The organism is Mycobacterium sp. AT1 (genome assembly GCF_002043095.1).
Taxonomy (GTDB): Bacteria; Actinomycetota; Actinomycetes; order Mycobacteriales; family Mycobacteriaceae; genus Mycobacterium.
In genome coordinates, this window is the sequence record NZ_MVOC01000044.1 from 120196 (window position 1) to 134903 (window position 14708).

Here is a 14708-nt window from a genome sequence, read left to right on the forward strand (position 1 = left end):
ATTGGCGTACGTAAGCCCCACGGTCGGCGGCCAGCTAACGTGCGACGGCGGGCTCGGGCGAATCGGTGACCGAACTGTCCAGCGGGGTGACGTCGTGCCGCCTCTCCCACCGCCGCAACGCATTCCGACACGGCGACTCCACCAGTGCATAGCTCACCGCGGCGAGCGCGAAGCCCAGCACCAACGTCAGCGCCAGCACCACCGGCATGTGCCCGTTGAACGGGAACTCGCCGATCATCGGGAACACCATCGCCAGGGCCGCCAGGTGCCACACGAACAGCCCGTAGGACCATCGCCCGAGCGTCACCATCGTCGTGCTGCCGAGGATTCGGTGTGACGTACCCACACGGTCCAGCACCAGCGGCGCCAGCAGCGCGTAGGCCACCACCGCCCCCATCGAGACCTTGATGAGGAACTGCCCCAGCGTGCCGGGCGCCAGACCGGCTGGCCCGGCCATCGGGGATGCGGCCAAGCCGAACGCGGTGAGCGCGATGACGGCCATCAGAATGCGGCGGCGGGCCAGGCGGTGCGCCCACCCGACCGGGCTGACGGTCAGCTCTGCGATCAGCATGCCCGCGGCGAACCACGAGAAGAACGCGGGCGGCCACGTCAACGGGTTCACCCCGAACGGCACGGAGAACGGGATGAGCCCCCACGCGAAGCTGGCCAGCGCGACGCCGAGGATCGCCGGGATGCGCGCCCGCACCGGCAGCCGCCTGGCCAACAGCGCCAGCACCGGCAGCGCCAGGTAGAAGCTCACCTCGACCGACAGGCTCCACATCTGCGTCAGCCCGGAGGTCAACGTCAGCGGCACGTAGATCTGGGTCAGCGTCAGGTTGGCCAACCACACGGTCAGATCGGGGTGGGACTCCGGAAACAGCAGCAGGATCAGCACCACGGCGACGACGTAGCCCGGCATGATGCGGACCAACCTGGAGCGCAGGTAGTGCCCCGTCGGCGGGGTGTGTCGAAGCCCGCGCGCCGCGGCGGCGTGACCGCGCCACAGCAGGAAGCCCGACAGCGCGAAGAACACCGCGACGGCCAGGTCGAAGCGTCCGAGCACGCGACCGGTGCTCCACGTGGTGTGCCCGGTCTGGAAGCCGACGTGGGTGATCACCACCCCGATGGCCGCGCACGCGCGCATGCCCTCGACGGCGGGCAGGAAGCTGCGCGTGCCGGAGACACTTCCCGGGTCGGTTCCGCGCTCGCTCACGGCCCCCAGTGTGCCCGATGACCTCGCACTCGGCGCCAGCCTCACCGTGGGCTGTTAGGGTCGAGCAGGTTTGCCCCAGCTGCCTTCGGGGCAGGTGGCGGCGTTAGTGGAGTCGTCTCAGGACGAGAAGGAGGCACGGTTTGAACCGCGCTGTAGCGCTGCGCATCGCAGCGTGCGGGCTCATGGGTCTCGGTGCCGCCCTGTTGATCGCAGCTCTGCTGCTGTCCACGTACACCAAGGGCAAGATCGCCAAGATTCCGCTCGACATCGACACCACGTTGGTCAGTGACGGCACCGGAACCGTCTTCGACCCCGACTCGCTGAACACCCAGAAGTTCGTGGTGGACAGGAACGCACCCGTCTCCTTCCAGCAGCAGATCAGCGTCGAGTCGCCCTCGAACGCCGACGTCGTCACCCTGCAGGTCGGCAACACCGTGCGCCGGACCGACAAGCAACAGGACAACGGCCTGCTGCTGGCTCTGGTCGACACCGTGACGCTCGACCGCAAGACCGCCCTCGCGGTGTCCAGCGACACCAACCCCGGCGGTTCGGTGCAGAAGCCGCGCAGCATCGACGACGCGCAGCCGCCGACCAACGTCGCGCTGCCGCACGAGGGTCTCGCCTACCGCTTCCCGTTCGACACCGAGAAGAAGACCTACCCCTACTTCGATCCGATCGCGCAGAAGGCGTACGACGCCAACTACGACGGTGAAGAGGACGTCAACGGCCTGAACACGTTCCGGTTCACCCAGAACATCGGCTACGACGGCGACGGCAAGCTGGTTGACCCGATCAAGTACGCGTCGCTGTACGGCGACGACGCCGACAGCGTCGTCGCGGCGCGGGCCGAGCTGTGGGGCCTGCCGGGCGATCCCGACGAGCAGATCACCATGACGCGGTACTACGCGGCGCAGCGCACCTTCTGGGTCGACCCGGTCTCGGGGACCATCGTGAAGTCCCAGGAGCACGGCTTCCACTACTACGCCCGTGACGCCCTCAAGCCCGAGGTGACCTTCGCCGACTACAAGGTGACCTCCACCGAGGACACCGTCGAGGCGCAGGTGGCCAGTGCCCGCGACGAGGGTGACGTCGTCGCCCTCTGGGGTCGGATCCTGCCGATCACGTTCACCGCGCTCGGCCTGCTGACCCTGATCGGCGGCGGCCTGCTCGGCTGGTTCACGCTGCGGGCACAGTCCGCGCTGATCGACCCGGGTCTGGACGACACCGGCCACGGCTTCTTCGGAAGGCGTCCGACGGACACCGGTCCGATGCCCGCGGCCGAGGCGGCTACCGAGAAGATCCCCACTCAACGGCCGTCCGACCTGCCGCCGGACAGACCGGTCTGAGCCGTCTCAGGTGGGTGATGCCGGCGTACGCGCTGGCACTCGCCCTGATGGTGACGGCGCCTCTGCTGGCACCGGGTTACCTGCTGCTGCGCGACGCGGTCTCCACGCCGAAGGCGTATCTGACCGACGCCGCCCTCGGGCTCACCGAGGCCGCGCCGCGGGCGCTGCCGCAGGACTTCTTCGTGGCGGTCGCGTCGCACGTCGTCGACGGCGGCATCGTGGTCAAGCTGCTGCTCGTCGCGGGCCTGTGGCTGGCGGGCTGGGGTGCGGCCAGGCTGGCCGACGTCGTCGTCCCTGCCGCGGGTCTTGCCGGCCAGTTCGTGGCCGCCACGCTGGCGGTGTGGAATCCCTATGTCGCCGAACGACTCCTGCAGGGGCACTGGAGTCTCCTGGTCGGGTATGGCTGCCTGCCGTGGGTAGCGGTGGCGGTGCTGCGGCTGCGTGGCGATGACGGCAGCTGGTGGCCGGTGCTGTTTTGGATCGCGGTTGCCGGGCTGACCCCGACCGGTCTGATGCTCGCGGCCACCGTGGCCCTGGCGTGCTGCGCCGCCCCGGGTACCGGTCGGTCCCGGCCGTGGTGCGCGGCGGTCTCCCTCGGCGCGGCGGTGCTCGGCGCGCTGCCGTGGCTCGTCGCGCCGGTGCTGGCCGGATCGCTGTCGTCGTCGCAGGCCGCCGGGGTGCCCGAGTTCGCGGCACGGGCCGAACCTGGCCTCGGCACGTTGAGCAGCCTCGCCGGTCTTGGCGGCATCTGGAACGGGCAGGCGGTCCCGGACACCAGGGCGACGCTGTTCGCGCTCGTTGCGACCGCCGTCCTGCTCGTCGTGGTCGTGGTGGGTCTGCCGACGGCGGTGCGATGCCCGGGTGCCCGCCCGCTGCTGGTGCTCGCCGCCGTCGCGGTGGTCGCGCCCGCACTGATGGCGACAGGTCCCGGGTTGGCCGCCGTGGAGGCCGTCGTCCGCGCCGTGCCCGGCCTCGGTGTGCTGCGCGACGCGCAGAAGTGGGTCGCACTCGCGCTGCCGGGGTACGCCGTGGCCGGCGCGTCGACCGTGGTCACCGTGGCGCGCCGGGTGCCACGGGGCGTCGCGGCAACGGTGTGCTGCCTGGCTCTGGTCGCGGTCCTTCCCGACCTCGCCTGGGGGGTCGGCGGAAAGCTCACCCCGGTGCGCTACCCGCCGGGCTGGACGACGGCGGCTGCCCTGGTCAACGCCGATCCGCGGCCGGTCGTGGTGCTGCCGCAGGCGAGCATGCGGCAGTTTCCGTGGGCCGGTGACGCGCCTGTGCTCGACCCGCTGCCGCGCTGGGTGTCGGCCGATGTGCTGACCACCGGCGACCTCGACATTGGTGGGCGGACGGTGCCCGGCGAGGGAGCCCACGCGCGGGCCGTCGAGCGTCTGGTGCTGTCCGGGGCGGGCGTCGAAGAGTTGTCAGCGGCCGGCGTCGGGTGGGTGGTGGTCGAGGGACGCGGAGGCCCCTCGCTGTCGCTGCCGGTCGCCTTCGCCGACGACGACATCGCCGTCTACCGGGTCGGCGGCGACCGGCCCGCGGCGTCGCACCGCGGGATCGCGATCGCCGCGCACCTGGCGTGGCTGGCCGCCGTGCTTGCCGGCGCGGCCGGGATGATCGCCGCGCGGCGCAGGAGTGCGGTTCACTAGGCGCCATGGATTGGCTCAGCGAGTGGTGGCAGGCCGAGGTCGTCGACGGCTACAAGGGACCGCTGCTGCTCAGCTTCACCGCGTTCGTGGTGACGTTCCTGACCACCCGCACCATCACGCGGCTGATCCGGGCGGGCAAGGGGCCCTTCCACAACGTCAGCAGCGGTGGCGTGCACATGCACCATTCGACGCCAGGGGTGGTGCTGCTGATCGTCGGCGGATTCAGCGGCGTCGGTTCGCCGCCGCTGTCGGTGTGGACCTACCTCGCGGCGTTGTTCGTCGGAGTTGGCGCCTCGCTGGTGCTCGACGAGTTCGCGATGATCTTCCGGCTGCAGGACGTCTACTGGACGCAAGAGGGCCAGCTGTCGGTGAACGTGGTGACGTTGGCCGCCGCGTGTGTGGGCCTCGCGACGGTTGGGGTGTCCCCGGTGAAGGTGCAGGACCTTCCGCCCGAGTTCGCCGCGGTGCGCTACGCGGCCGTCGGGCTGCTGCTGGTGAACTTCGCCCTGGTCGCCGTGGCGGCGCTGAAGGGCAAGTACCCGACCGCGTTGCTCGGGCTGTTCGTCTCCCCCGTCGCGTGGGTCGCGGCCGTGCGACTGGCCCGTCCGACGTCGCCGTGGGCGCGCTGGCGGTACGGCCCGAAGAAGCGCGCGCGAGCTCAGCGGCGGGCCGCCGCCTTCGACGACCGGTGGGCACCGGTCCGGCGGCACTGGGACGACTTCATCGGTGGCACACCGACACTGGCGAACCCGCCGGCCGCCGCGACTCCGTCGGAGCCCGCCGCCGGCGGGTGAGTCACGTCGTCGTGGTCGTCGCGTCGCGCGGTGCCACGGCAGTCGACGGGGCGGGCGTTCCCAGTGCCTCGTCGGGATCCACGATCGGGGCCAGGTCGACGCCACGGGTCTCCGGTAGGGCGACGACCGCGAGCAGACCGGCGACGGCCACCACGACCATCGCAATCGCCAACAGTGTCGGGGAACCGGCGCCGAGGCTGACCAGCCCGACCGAGATGACGGGAGCCGGTCCGGCCAGCACCGCACCGGGAATCTCTCGTCCGAGGGCGAATCCGCTGAAGCGGAACTCCGCGGGGAACAGCTCCGAGTAGTAGGCCGCCTGTGACCCGAACATCGCCAAGCAGCCTCCGAGGGCGAGCGCGAAGGCCAGCATGATCAGGGCGACGTTGCCGGTGTCCAGCAGCCAGAAGAACGGGAACGCCACCAGCGCGCAGAACGCACTCACACCGATGTACACCGGCTTTCGGCCCGCACGGTCCGACAGCGCCCCCAGCAGCGGGATCGCGATCGCTCCCACCGCGCAACCGACCAGAACGGCCGACAGCGCCACCGACTTGGGCACGCCCTTCGCCGCGATGTAACTCAGCGAATACGTCTGCACCACATAGATGTTGAAGGCCAACACCCCGTTGGCGACCATGACCAGCAGCAGGCGCCGCGGCATGGCCTTGATCAGGGTCAGCGCCGGCACCCGCGTTCGGGCCCTGGCCTGCTTGAGCTCGGTGAACACCGGCGACTCGGGTACCCGCAACCGGATCAACAGACCGATGGCGACGACGAAGATGCTGAACAGGAACGGAATTCGCCAGCCCCAGCTGAGCAACTGCTCCTCGGGCAGCAGGGCCACCGCGGCGCTCATGGCGGCCGCGAGGCCGATGCCGATGAAGACCCCGGACGCCGGCAACGAAGCGAAGAAGCCGCGGCGCTTCACCGGTGCAAATTCCGCCACCATGGTGACCGCCCCGACGTACTCCGCACCGACGCCCAATCCCTGCAGCAGCCGGCAGACCACCAGCAGGATCGGGGCGGCCACCCCGATGCTGCCGTAGGTGGGCAACAGGCCGATGGCGACGGTGGCGACGCCCATCAGCAGCAGGGTGCACACCAGGGAGAAGCGTCTTCCGTAGCGGTCGCCGAGGTGACCGAACAGGACCGCTCCCACCGGTCGCGCGAAGTAGCCCACCCCGAAGGTGGCGAACGCGGCTACCACCCCCGTGGTGGGAGAGAAACTGGGAAAGAACAAGGTGCCGAACACGAGTGCCGCCGCCTGGCCGTAGACGGCGATGTCGTACCACTCGATGACGCTGCCGATGACGGTGCCGGGAATGAGGCGTTTGCGGGATTGGTCCCAGATCTGGTCGGGGTCGGTGGTGGTCATGACGGGCTCCTCCTTGAGCTGTCGACGCGGTCGGGCCGGACGAGGTTGCCGAGCTCTTCCCCGGCGACGAGGCGGTTGAGGTTGTCGGCGATCATCGCGTAGCGACGCCGTGGCAACTGGGTGGTCCACGCGCTCGAGTGCGGGGTGCACCAGGCGTTCGGCAGCTCCCACAGTGGGTCGGCCGCCGGCGCCAACTGCTGGTCGTCGACGCCCGGGTACCGGTACCAGACGTCCAGGATTGCGCCACCGATGACGTTGTCCCGCAACGCTTCGTAGAGTGCGCGCCCGTCCACGATGGGCGCCCGCGAGACGTTCACCAGCACGGCGTGGGCGGGCATCCGCGCCAGTGCGGCGGCGTCGACGAGACCGGTGGTCGACGGGGTGAGCGGACAGGCCACCACCACGTAGTCGGCGCGCCGCTGAAGGTCGGCCAGCTCGGTGGTCGGTCGCACGTGCGCGGCGGCGTCGGTCTCGGCGTAGTCGTCGACGGCGACCACCTCGACACCGAAGGCCTTGGCGCGGACGGCGATCGCGCGGCCGATCCGGCCGTATCCGATCAGCACCAACGTCTTCCCGTAGAGCTCTCCGTGCGGTACCCGCCGGCGGTAGAGCGACGGCCAGGCCTCTGGACCGAACGACTCCTGCAGCGCCGCGGCACGGATCTCCCACTCCAGCAGGCGTGCCAGGACGAACTCCGCGATCGGCACCTCGTGTTCGAACACGTTGGCCACCATGGTCTCCGGTGACAGCGCGGCGAAGTCGACCCGGTCGAGGCCGGCGCCGGGCACGTGCAGCAGCCGGAACGGCGGGGCGACGGTCGCCCGGGTGAACCTCAGCGACACCACGACGTCGTCGACGTCGATCCGATCGTCGAACAGGGCCGAGTCGGCTGCAGACCAGGGCAGTTCGACGATCTCCCATGGGTCGTGCAGGTGCGGCCGCAGATCGTCGACGTGTTCACTTGCCTCGCCGACCAGGAAGACCTTCATCGCGAGCCGCCGGGTCGTCGACCGGCGGCGGCGGCCCGCAGGATGGACCGCACCGCGGCGTCGGTGACGGGCGCCGGGTTTCCGGCGCGGCCGGCGTCGTGGACGTCCGGATCGGTCGGTCGGCCGTCGGCCGTGGTCGCGATGAGCACGGCGCGGTCTTCGTCCTCGGCGGAGAACCCGACGTCGGCCAGCCGCACCGGCAGTCCAGCACGAATGTTGAGATCCCACAGGTAGCCGGCCAGATCGTCGGTGCCGACGGCGTCGGCGATGCGTCCAAGGGCCAGCGGCGCGCGCTCACTCAGGTGGTCGGTGACGTAGGGCAGCACGACGGCGTGGGCGGTGCCGTGTTCGACGCCGTAGCTGCCGCCGAGCATGTGCGCGATGGCGTGCTGAATGGCGAATCCGCCGGTCAGGGCGGCACCGGAAAGGTATGCCCCGTAGAGCATTTCGTTGCGGACCGCCACGTCGTCGGGGTCGGCCAGCAGGAGCGGCAGAGTGTGGGCGACGATCCGAGCACCCTCGACGGCGGCGGGTGCGAGCAGCGGGCTCAGGCTCGGCAGGTAGATCGCGTCGACGCAGTGCGCGAGGGCGTTCATGGCGCTCGAGGCACTGGCCGTCGGCGGCAAGCCCACCGACAGTTCGGCGTCGTAGACGACCGTCCTCGGGCGCATCGCCAGGCTCTCGTGCATGCGCTTGACGCCATCGGCGGTCATGCCGCAGTAGCCCGTCATCTCCGAGCCGCTGTAGGTGGTTGGCACGGCGACGATGGGGAGGCCGGATTCGTAGGCGATGCCCTTGCACAATCCCGTCGCCGCGCCGCCGCCGACCGCGACGAGACAGTCGGCGCCACGGGCGACGGCCTTCTCGACGCCGCGGCGGACCAACTCCACGGGGACTTGGCTGATCGCCTCCGGCAGAAGACCCACGCAGCGGTCACCGAGTGCCGTGGCGAACCGGTCGCCCATCGCGGTGCGTCCGGGGGTGGTGACGATCATGGCGCGCCGGGCGCCGAGACGGTCCACCTCGGCACCGAGCTGGGCAGAGCTGCCGGGCCCGAACACGATCCGCGGTGGGGTCGCGTTGTGGACCCCGGCGGGATGGGCGAAGCTGCGGGGAGTCGTCACCAGTCCACCACCGTTCCGTCGGCCAACACGGCCGAGCTGCTGTGCGGAACCTCCTGCTGATACGGATGTTTGGCGGCCTCGCGCTCGTCGACTTCGACTCCGAGGCCGGGTCCGGTGGGCACCTGCCAGTGGCTGCCGACCCGCCGCATCGGCGTGGTCACCACGTCGTCGTACCAACTGACCGCGCCGCTCATCTCCTCCTGGATCACGAAGTTCGGAGTGCTCACCGCGAAGTGCAGGGCCGCCGCGCCCGCGATGGGCCCGTTGGGGTTGTGCGGGGCGACGCCGACCATCTCGGCGTCGGCGAGCGCCGCGATGCGCTTGCCCTCGAGGAGTCCACCGGTGTGGTTGAGATCGGGCTGTGCGACGTGAATGGCCTTGGCCTGCAACACCGGAAGAAACTCCCTCAGGCCGACCAACCGTTCCCCCGCGGCGATCGGCACCGGCGAGCGGCTGGCGACCTGACGCAACGCCTCGGTGTCGCCCGGTTGCACCGGTTCCTCGCAGAACAGCGGGTCGTAGGGTGCGAGCACCTCGATGTATTGCAGGGCCGCGGCGATGGACGCCGGGCGGCCGTGAAAGTCGACCATCACGTCGACGTCGGGGCCCACCGCGTCGCGGAGCGCCGACATCATCTCGTCGACGTGACGGCGCTGCGCGGCGACCGTGAGGTGCGCGCCGTAGGGGATGATGACCACCTTCAGTGCGTCGTAACCCCTTTCGACGACCTCGGCGGCCTTCTCCCGCACCAGTCCGGTGTCCCGGGTGTCGTAGACCGAGCTCATGTCGCCGAGGCCGAGGTGGGTGTACACGTGCACCGAGTCGCGGACCTTGCCGCCCAGCAGCCGCCACACCGGCTGACCGACGGACTTGCCGAAGATGTCCCAGAGGGCGTGCTCGATGCCGCTGATCGCGGTCGCGCCGATGATCCCGAGCCGGTAGTAGCTGTGCTTGGTCAGCACTCGCAGGATCTGTTCGACGTCGCGTGGGTCCCGGCCGAGGATCAGGGGGGTGAGGTCTTCGATCGTGCTGACCACGGCCCTGGTCTTCCAGTTGAGACTGGCCTCGCCCCACCCGTAGAGACCGTCCTGGTCGGTGCGGACCTTTACCAGGATCCAGTTCCGCATCTCGGCGTTGACGACCGTCGTCTCGACGGCGGTGATGCGGATGGGCGAATCCTCGATCCGATGTGGCACTGACGCTCCATTCTCGTGTGGCGTGGGCCACGTTATGGAGATGCCGTGATTACGTCCAACTCTTTGTGCTGATGAATTGATTTGTCTTGGTTATTACTGTTGGCTCGACGAATGGATCGCGTAGGCCTGGAGTGCTTCGTCGCGCTGGCCGAGGAACTGCACTTCGGGCGGGCCGCCGAGCGGTGCCACATCAGCCAACCCGCGATGAGCCAGCAGATCCGACGGCTCGAGCAGCACCTCGACGTACGCCTGGCCCATCGGAACAAGCGCATGGTGTCACTGACCCGCGCCGGCGCGGTGTTCGTCGTCGACGCCCGGAAGATGTTGCGCCACATGGACGACGCTGCGTCGCTGGCGTTGCGCACCGACCGCGGCGAAGTCGGCCAGCTGAGGCTGGGCGTGACCGCGCCCGCCCTGTTCGTGGTCTACCCCGAGATCGCCGCCCTGTTCCGCGAGCGACTACCCAACGTCGGCCTGTTGGTTCGCGAGATGACGACGGCCGAACAAGAACACGCCCTGAGACGGGGCGACCTCGACGTGGGCCTGGTCCACCCGCCGCTGGACGACTCCGGTCTGGCCGTCGAGGAGATCGGCCGCGCCCCTTTTCACATCGCGCTGCCGGTGATGCATCCACTCACGCGGCACGACTCACTCACGCTTGCAGACCTCGAGCGCGAGCCGGTGGTGATCTTCCCGCGCGAGATCGCGCCACAGCTCCACGACACGGTCCTGCAGCTGTGCCTGGAAGCCGGGTTCAGCCTGCGCATCGCCATGGAGGCGCACCCGGCGCAGTCGATCATCGCCCTGGTGGCCGCGGGCGTCGGGATCGGCTTCATCGCCTCGGAGACCCAGCGCATCGACCGGGCGGGCGTCACGTACCGCCCGATCCGCGGGCCGGGGCCACAGCTGAGCATCGGCGTGGCCTATCACGCGGACGAGACGGCGCCCAGCGTGCAGACCCTGCTGACCGTGGCCCGCGAGGCCGGCCGCTCGATGCGGTGAGTCCGGCGCCGTCAGATGACGCCGCCGACCAGCCTGCCGTCGACCACTGATTCGAGGACGACGCGCATGGCGTCGGCACTCTGAGTCCAGGAGAATTCGCCGCTGCGCAGCTGCGCCTTGACGCCGAGCTGCTCGCGCAGCACGTGGTCGGTCAGCAGCCGGTCCAGGCGCGACACCAACCCTGCGTGGTCGTCGACCAGGAGGCCGGTGACGCCGTCGACGATGGAGTCCGTGAGCCCGCCGGAGGACCGGTATCCGATGGTCGGCACGGCGTGTTGCGCCGCCTCCGTCACGGCCAGCCCCCAGCCCTCCTTGCGAGAGGGCAGCACGTGCACCCAACACCGTTGCAGCACTTCGTGTTTCGCGTGGTCGTCGACGTGACCGTGGAAGGTGACCGCATTGGTGATGCCGAGGCGCGCGGCGTGCTCGACGAGTCGGTCACCCCACCAGCCACCGCCGACGACGTCGAGGTGCAGGTCCGGTGTCCGCGGGAGCAGCTCGGCGACGGCGTCGAGCACGTCCTCGATCTGCTTGTGCGGCACCAGCCGGGACAGCACGGCCACCCGCGGCGTCGTCGACCGCGGCAGCGTCAGGGTGTCGGCAGGCGCCTCGTCCAAACCGTTGCGCACCACGGCGACGCGGTGCGGGTCGACGCCGAGGTCGGCAAGGTCGCGGGCCGACGGCAGCGACACCGTGACGTATTGATTGCCGCGGTGCAGGCGCGGGGACAGCCGGGATTCGACGAACCAGCCGAACCGGCTCATCAGCGGGCCGGCGACCGGCCACTGCTCGCGGTGGCAGTGGTGCACCAGCACCACCGAACGCCGCCCGAACGCCAGCCGCGCGAGGAACGGAATGCCGTTCTGGCTGTCGATCACCACGTCGGGCTTCACCCGTCGCAGCGGGCCGAGTCCGACGCGCGAGGCGACCATCGCCAGCCCGGCGTGGATGTACACGCCGTAGCGGCCGCCGCCGCGGCTGACGGTGACACCGTCGAGCACCTCGCGTCGGGGGACGCCCGGGTAGCGGGCGGTACGCAGGGTCACCTCGACGCCGTCGGCCGCCAGCTGGCTGCCGATGCGCTGAAGGTAGGCCTCACTGCCGCCGCCCTGAGGGTGCCCGGTGTCGCGCCAGCACAACAGCAGCACGGACTTCAGCGGACGGTCGGACATCGCAGACCAGCTTAAGCGCTGAATACAGTTGGCCCATGCGCGCCACCGACCCCTTCGCCAGGCAGGCCACGCTGGCGAGGTCCGTGCGACTGCTCGGCGAGTTCCGCTTCGAGCAGACCGACCCGCCCCGGTTCTACGGTGCGCTCGCCGACGACACCGTTGCCCTGGTCGCGGCGCTCGTCGACGGCGATCCGACGGGGTTGACCCTGCTCGACGTCGGCGGCGGCCCCGGGTACTTCGCGTCCGCGTTCGAGGCAGCTGGCCTGAACTACCTGGGCGTCGAACCGGATGCCAGCGAAATGCACGCCGGCCCTGCGGGTGAGCCGGGCGCCGGCGCGTTCGTCAGGGCCTCGGGCATGGCGCTGCCGTTCGCCGACGACTCCGTCGACGTCTGCCTGTCGTCCAACGTCGCCGAACACGTGCCCGACCCGTGGCGAATGGGGCGCGAGATGCTGCGGGTCACCAGGCCGGGCGGGCTGGTGGTGCTGTCGTACACGGTGTGGTTCGGCCCGTTCGGCGGCCACGAGATGGGGCTGACGCACTACCTGGGCGGGGCGCGCGCCGCCGAACGATACGCCCGCAAGCATGGTCGCCGGCCGAAGAACGACTACGGCTCGTCGTTGTTCGCGGTCTCGGCCGCCGACGGCTTGGCGTGGGCACAGAGCACCGGGACGCTGGTGGCTGCTTTTCCCCGCTACCACCCGCGATGGGCGTGGTGGATGACGCGCGTGCCCGTGCTTCGGGAGTTTTTGGTCAGCAACCTGGTGCTGGTGCTGCGACCGTCCTGACGGCCTGAATTGCAACAGGTTCCAGTTTGGCGATTCGGTGGGTAATGTGAGTTTCATGACACAGAGCACTGCCTTCAAGACCGACTGGGACAAGCTGTTCATCGGCGGCAAGTGGGTCGAGCCGTCCACCTCCGAGGTCATCGAAGTGCACTCCCCTGCCACGGGTGAGCTGGTCGGCAGCGTTCCCATGGCCGCCGAGGCCGACGTCGACGCCGCCTGCGCCGCCGCCCGCAAGGCCTTCGACGAGGGCCCATGGCCGCACACGTCACCCGAGGAGCGGGCCGCCGTCCTCGGCGCAGCGGTGAAGCTGATGGAGGAGCGCGCCGACGAACTGAAGTTCCTGCTCGCCGCCGAGACGGGGCAGCCGCCGACGATCGTCGACATGATGCAGTACGGCGCCGCGATGTCGTCGTTCAACTACTTCGTCGGGGCAGCCGACAAGTTCACCTGGCAGGACGTCCGCGACGGAATCTACGGCCAGACGCTGGTGCTGAAGGAGCCGATCGGCGTCGTCGGCGCGGTCACCGCGTGGAACGTGCCGTTCTTCCTGGCGGCCAACAAGCTGGGCCCCGCGCTGCTGGCCGGCTGCACCGTCGTGCTGAAGCCCGCCGCGGAGACGCCGCTGTCGGTGTTCGCGATGGCGGAGATGTTCGCCGAGGCCGGCCTGCCGGAGGGCGTGCTGTCGATCGTGCCCGGCGGCGCCGAGACCGGTCGCGCGCTGACCGCCAACCCCGAGCTGGACAAGTACACGTTCACCGGCAGCTCCGCCGTCGGCAAGGAGGTCGCCAAGATCGCGGCCGAGAACCTGAAGGCCTGCACGCTGGAGCTCGGCGGCAAGTCCGCCGCCATCATCCTCGAGGACGCCGACCTGGACTCGACGCTGCCGATGCTGGTGTTCTCCGGGTTGATGAACTGTGGGCAGGCGTGCGTCGGGCAGACGCGCATCCTGGCGCCCCGGTCGCGCTACGACGAAGTGGTCGAAAAGCTCTCGGCCGCCGTCGCCGCGATGCCAATCGGGTTGCCGGACAACGCAGGCGCCATGATCGGCCCGCTGATCTCCGAGCGTCAGCGTGAGCGCGTCGAGGGCTACATCAAGAAGGGCGTCGAGGAAGGCGCCCGCATCGTCACCGGCGGCGGTCGTCCCGAGGGCCTGGACGGCGGCTGGTTCGTCGAGCCGACGGTGTTCGCCGACGTGGACAATTCGATGGTGATCGCGCAGGAGGAGATCTTCGGCCCGGTGCTCGTCGTGATTCCGTTCGACGACGAGGCCGACGCCATCCGCATCGCCAACGATTCGGCGTACGGGCTGGCAGGCAGCGTGTACACCACCGACTTCCCGAAGGCTCTCGAGATCGCGAAGAAGATCCGCACCGGCACGTACGCGGTCAACATGTACGCCTTCGATCCCGGAGCGCCGTTCGGCGGTTACAAGAACTCGGGCATCGGCCGCGAGAACGGACCCGAGGGCATCGAGGCGTACTGCGAGGCCAAGAGCGTCCTGCTGCCGTTCGGGTACACGCCCTAACGTTCCCGCTTCACTCTGCGTCCACTGCGCGAAAGTACGAGTAAACCTCGCAGTGGGCGCAGAGTGACGCTAGAAGGCGTCCTCCGCCAGCTCCATCGCCGCGAGTTCGGTGTTCTCCACGGCGCGGCGGTCGGCACTCAGCCGGGGCAGCACGTTCATCGCGAAGAACGTTGCGGCCGTGATCTTTCCGCGGTAGAAGGCATGGTCGCGTTCGGAGGGCTGCCCGTCGAGCGCCGCCAACGCAATCTCGGCGTGCCACAGCAGCAGCCATCCGATCAGCAGATCACCGACGGCGAGCAGGAACGGCACCGACTGCAATCCCACGCGGTAGACCTCGCGGGCGTCGCTGCTGGCCGCGACGTAGTAGCCCGTCAGGGTGGCGACCATGGACTGCACGTCGGCGGCCGCCGTAGCCAAAATCCCCCGATACGTGGCCAACTCGGGTCGGCCGTCCTGGCGTTCGACGAAGGCCTGGATCTGGCCGAGCAGGTGCTCCAGCGCGACGCCGCGGTCGCGGGCGATCTTGCGG

Annotated in this window: 12 protein-coding genes and 1 pseudogene (1 of these 13 running past the window's edge); 6 read left to right on the forward strand and 7 right to left on the reverse strand. The window is 69.8% G+C overall.

Annotated features, from left to right (window positions below; translation table 11 throughout):
- Window positions 1–34 precede the first annotated feature (34 nt).
- On the reverse strand, window positions 35–1144 hold the full coding sequence (locus B1790_RS20500) for an acyltransferase (protein WP_079925155.1): 1110 nt from the start codon (window positions 1142–1144) through the stop codon (window positions 35–37).
- Window positions 1145–1353: 209 nt separating this feature from the next.
- Between B1790_RS20500 and B1790_RS20505 the strand changes: the two genes are divergently transcribed.
- From B1790_RS20505 to B1790_RS20515, 3 genes are read left to right on the forward strand one after another with little or no spacing between them, the layout of a single operon-like run.
- Window positions 1354–2559 carry a DUF3068 domain-containing protein gene (locus B1790_RS20505; protein WP_079925084.1) on the forward strand — a complete coding sequence of 402 codons (1206 nt, stop codon included), beginning with the start codon at window positions 1354–1356 and terminating at the stop codon, window positions 2557–2559.
- A gap of 17 nt (window positions 2560–2576) precedes the next feature.
- The gene (locus B1790_RS20510; protein ID WP_233165234.1) at window positions 2577–4211 is read left to right on the forward strand and encodes a hypothetical protein; all 1635 of its coding nucleotides are present in this window, start codon (window positions 2577–2579) and stop codon (window positions 4209–4211) included.
- Window positions 4212–4216: 5 nt separating this feature from the next.
- Complete coding sequence (locus B1790_RS20515) at window positions 4217–5005, forward strand: hypothetical protein (RefSeq protein WP_079925085.1); 789 nt, start codon at window positions 4217–4219, stop codon at window positions 5003–5005.
- A 1-nt stretch (window position 5006) separates the two neighbouring features.
- Here the strand turns inward: B1790_RS20515 and B1790_RS20520 are convergent, their stop codons facing one another.
- From B1790_RS20520 to B1790_RS20535, 4 genes are read right to left on the reverse strand one after another with little or no spacing between them, the layout of a single operon-like run.
- A complete protein-coding gene (locus tag B1790_RS20520; protein WP_079925086.1) occupies window positions 5007–6383 on the reverse strand; it encodes an MFS transporter in 1377 nt (458 codons plus the stop codon).
- Entirely contained in the window at window positions 6380–7372 is a 993-nt protein-coding gene (locus B1790_RS20525; RefSeq protein WP_079925087.1) for an NAD(P)-dependent oxidoreductase, read from the reverse strand. The genes B1790_RS20520 and B1790_RS20525 overlap by 4 nt, the downstream gene beginning before the upstream one ends.
- The gene (locus B1790_RS20530; RefSeq protein WP_158083856.1) at window positions 7369–8496 is read right to left on the reverse strand and encodes a maleylacetate reductase; all 1128 of its coding nucleotides are present in this window, start codon (window positions 8494–8496) and stop codon (window positions 7369–7371) included. The genes B1790_RS20525 and B1790_RS20530 overlap by 4 nt, the downstream gene beginning before the upstream one ends.
- Entirely contained in the window at window positions 8493–9692 is a 1200-nt protein-coding gene (locus B1790_RS20535) for an enolase C-terminal domain-like protein (RefSeq protein WP_198952069.1), read from the reverse strand. The genes B1790_RS20530 and B1790_RS20535 overlap by 4 nt, the downstream gene beginning before the upstream one ends.
- A gap of 111 nt (window positions 9693–9803) precedes the next feature.
- On the opposite strand from B1790_RS20535, the gene B1790_RS20540 reads away from it, so the two are divergent.
- The gene (locus B1790_RS20540) at window positions 9804–10694 is read left to right on the forward strand and encodes a LysR family transcriptional regulator (RefSeq protein WP_079925089.1); all 891 of its coding nucleotides are present in this window, start codon (window positions 9804–9806) and stop codon (window positions 10692–10694) included.
- Window positions 10695–10705: 11 nt separating this feature from the next.
- Here the strand turns inward: B1790_RS20540 and B1790_RS20545 are convergent, their stop codons facing one another.
- Window positions 10706–11866 carry a glycosyltransferase family 4 protein gene (locus B1790_RS20545; RefSeq protein WP_079925090.1) on the reverse strand — a complete coding sequence of 387 codons (1161 nt, stop codon included), beginning with the start codon at window positions 11864–11866 and terminating at the stop codon, window positions 10706–10708.
- Between the two features lie 35 nt (window positions 11867–11901).
- Between B1790_RS20545 and B1790_RS20550 the strand changes: the two genes are divergently transcribed.
- Both B1790_RS20550 and B1790_RS20555 read left to right on the forward strand, forming a co-directional pair.
- A complete protein-coding gene (locus tag B1790_RS20550) occupies window positions 11902–12654 on the forward strand; it encodes a class I SAM-dependent methyltransferase (RefSeq protein WP_079925091.1) in 753 nt (250 codons plus the stop codon).
- A gap of 55 nt (window positions 12655–12709) precedes the next feature.
- Window positions 12710–14179, forward strand: a complete 1470-nt coding sequence (locus B1790_RS20555; protein WP_079925092.1) for an aldehyde dehydrogenase — start codon at window positions 12710–12712, stop codon at window positions 14177–14179.
- A 69-nt stretch (window positions 14180–14248) separates the two neighbouring features.
- Here the strand turns inward: B1790_RS20555 and B1790_RS20560 are convergent.
- A pseudogene (locus tag B1790_RS20560) lies at window positions 14249–14708 on the reverse strand (acyl-CoA dehydrogenase) (it continues 1338 nt past the right edge of the window).

Bases quoted from the DNA above. Each gene is read 5' to 3' on its own strand.
- B1790_RS20500 (WP_079925155.1), bottom strand. From the start codon at position 1,144: ATGCGCGCGTGCGCGGCCATCGGGGTGGTGATCACCCACGTCGGCTTC.
- B1790_RS20510 (WP_233165234.1), top strand. From the start codon at position 2,577: ATGCCGGCGTACGCGCTGGCACTCGCCCTGATGGTGACGGCGCCTCTG.
- B1790_RS20515 (WP_079925085.1), top strand. From the start codon at position 4,217: ATGGATTGGCTCAGCGAGTGGTGGCAGGCCGAGGTCGTCGACGGCTAC.
- B1790_RS20520 (WP_079925086.1), bottom strand. From the start codon at position 6,383: ATGACCACCACCGACCCCGACCAGATCTGGGACCAATCCCGCAAACGC.
- B1790_RS20525 (WP_079925087.1), bottom strand. From the start codon at position 7,372: ATGAAGGTCTTCCTGGTCGGCGAGGCAAGTGAACACGTCGACGATCTG.
- B1790_RS20540 (WP_079925089.1), top strand. From the start codon at position 9,804: ATGGATCGCGTAGGCCTGGAGTGCTTCGTCGCGCTGGCCGAGGAACTG.
- B1790_RS20545 (WP_079925090.1), bottom strand. From the start codon at position 11,866: ATGTCCGACCGTCCGCTGAAGTCCGTGCTGCTGTTGTGCTGGCGCGAC.
- B1790_RS20550 (WP_079925091.1), top strand. From the start codon at position 11,902: ATGCGCGCCACCGACCCCTTCGCCAGGCAGGCCACGCTGGCGAGGTCC.
- B1790_RS20555 (WP_079925092.1), top strand. From the start codon at position 12,710: ATGACACAGAGCACTGCCTTCAAGACCGACTGGGACAAGCTGTTCATC.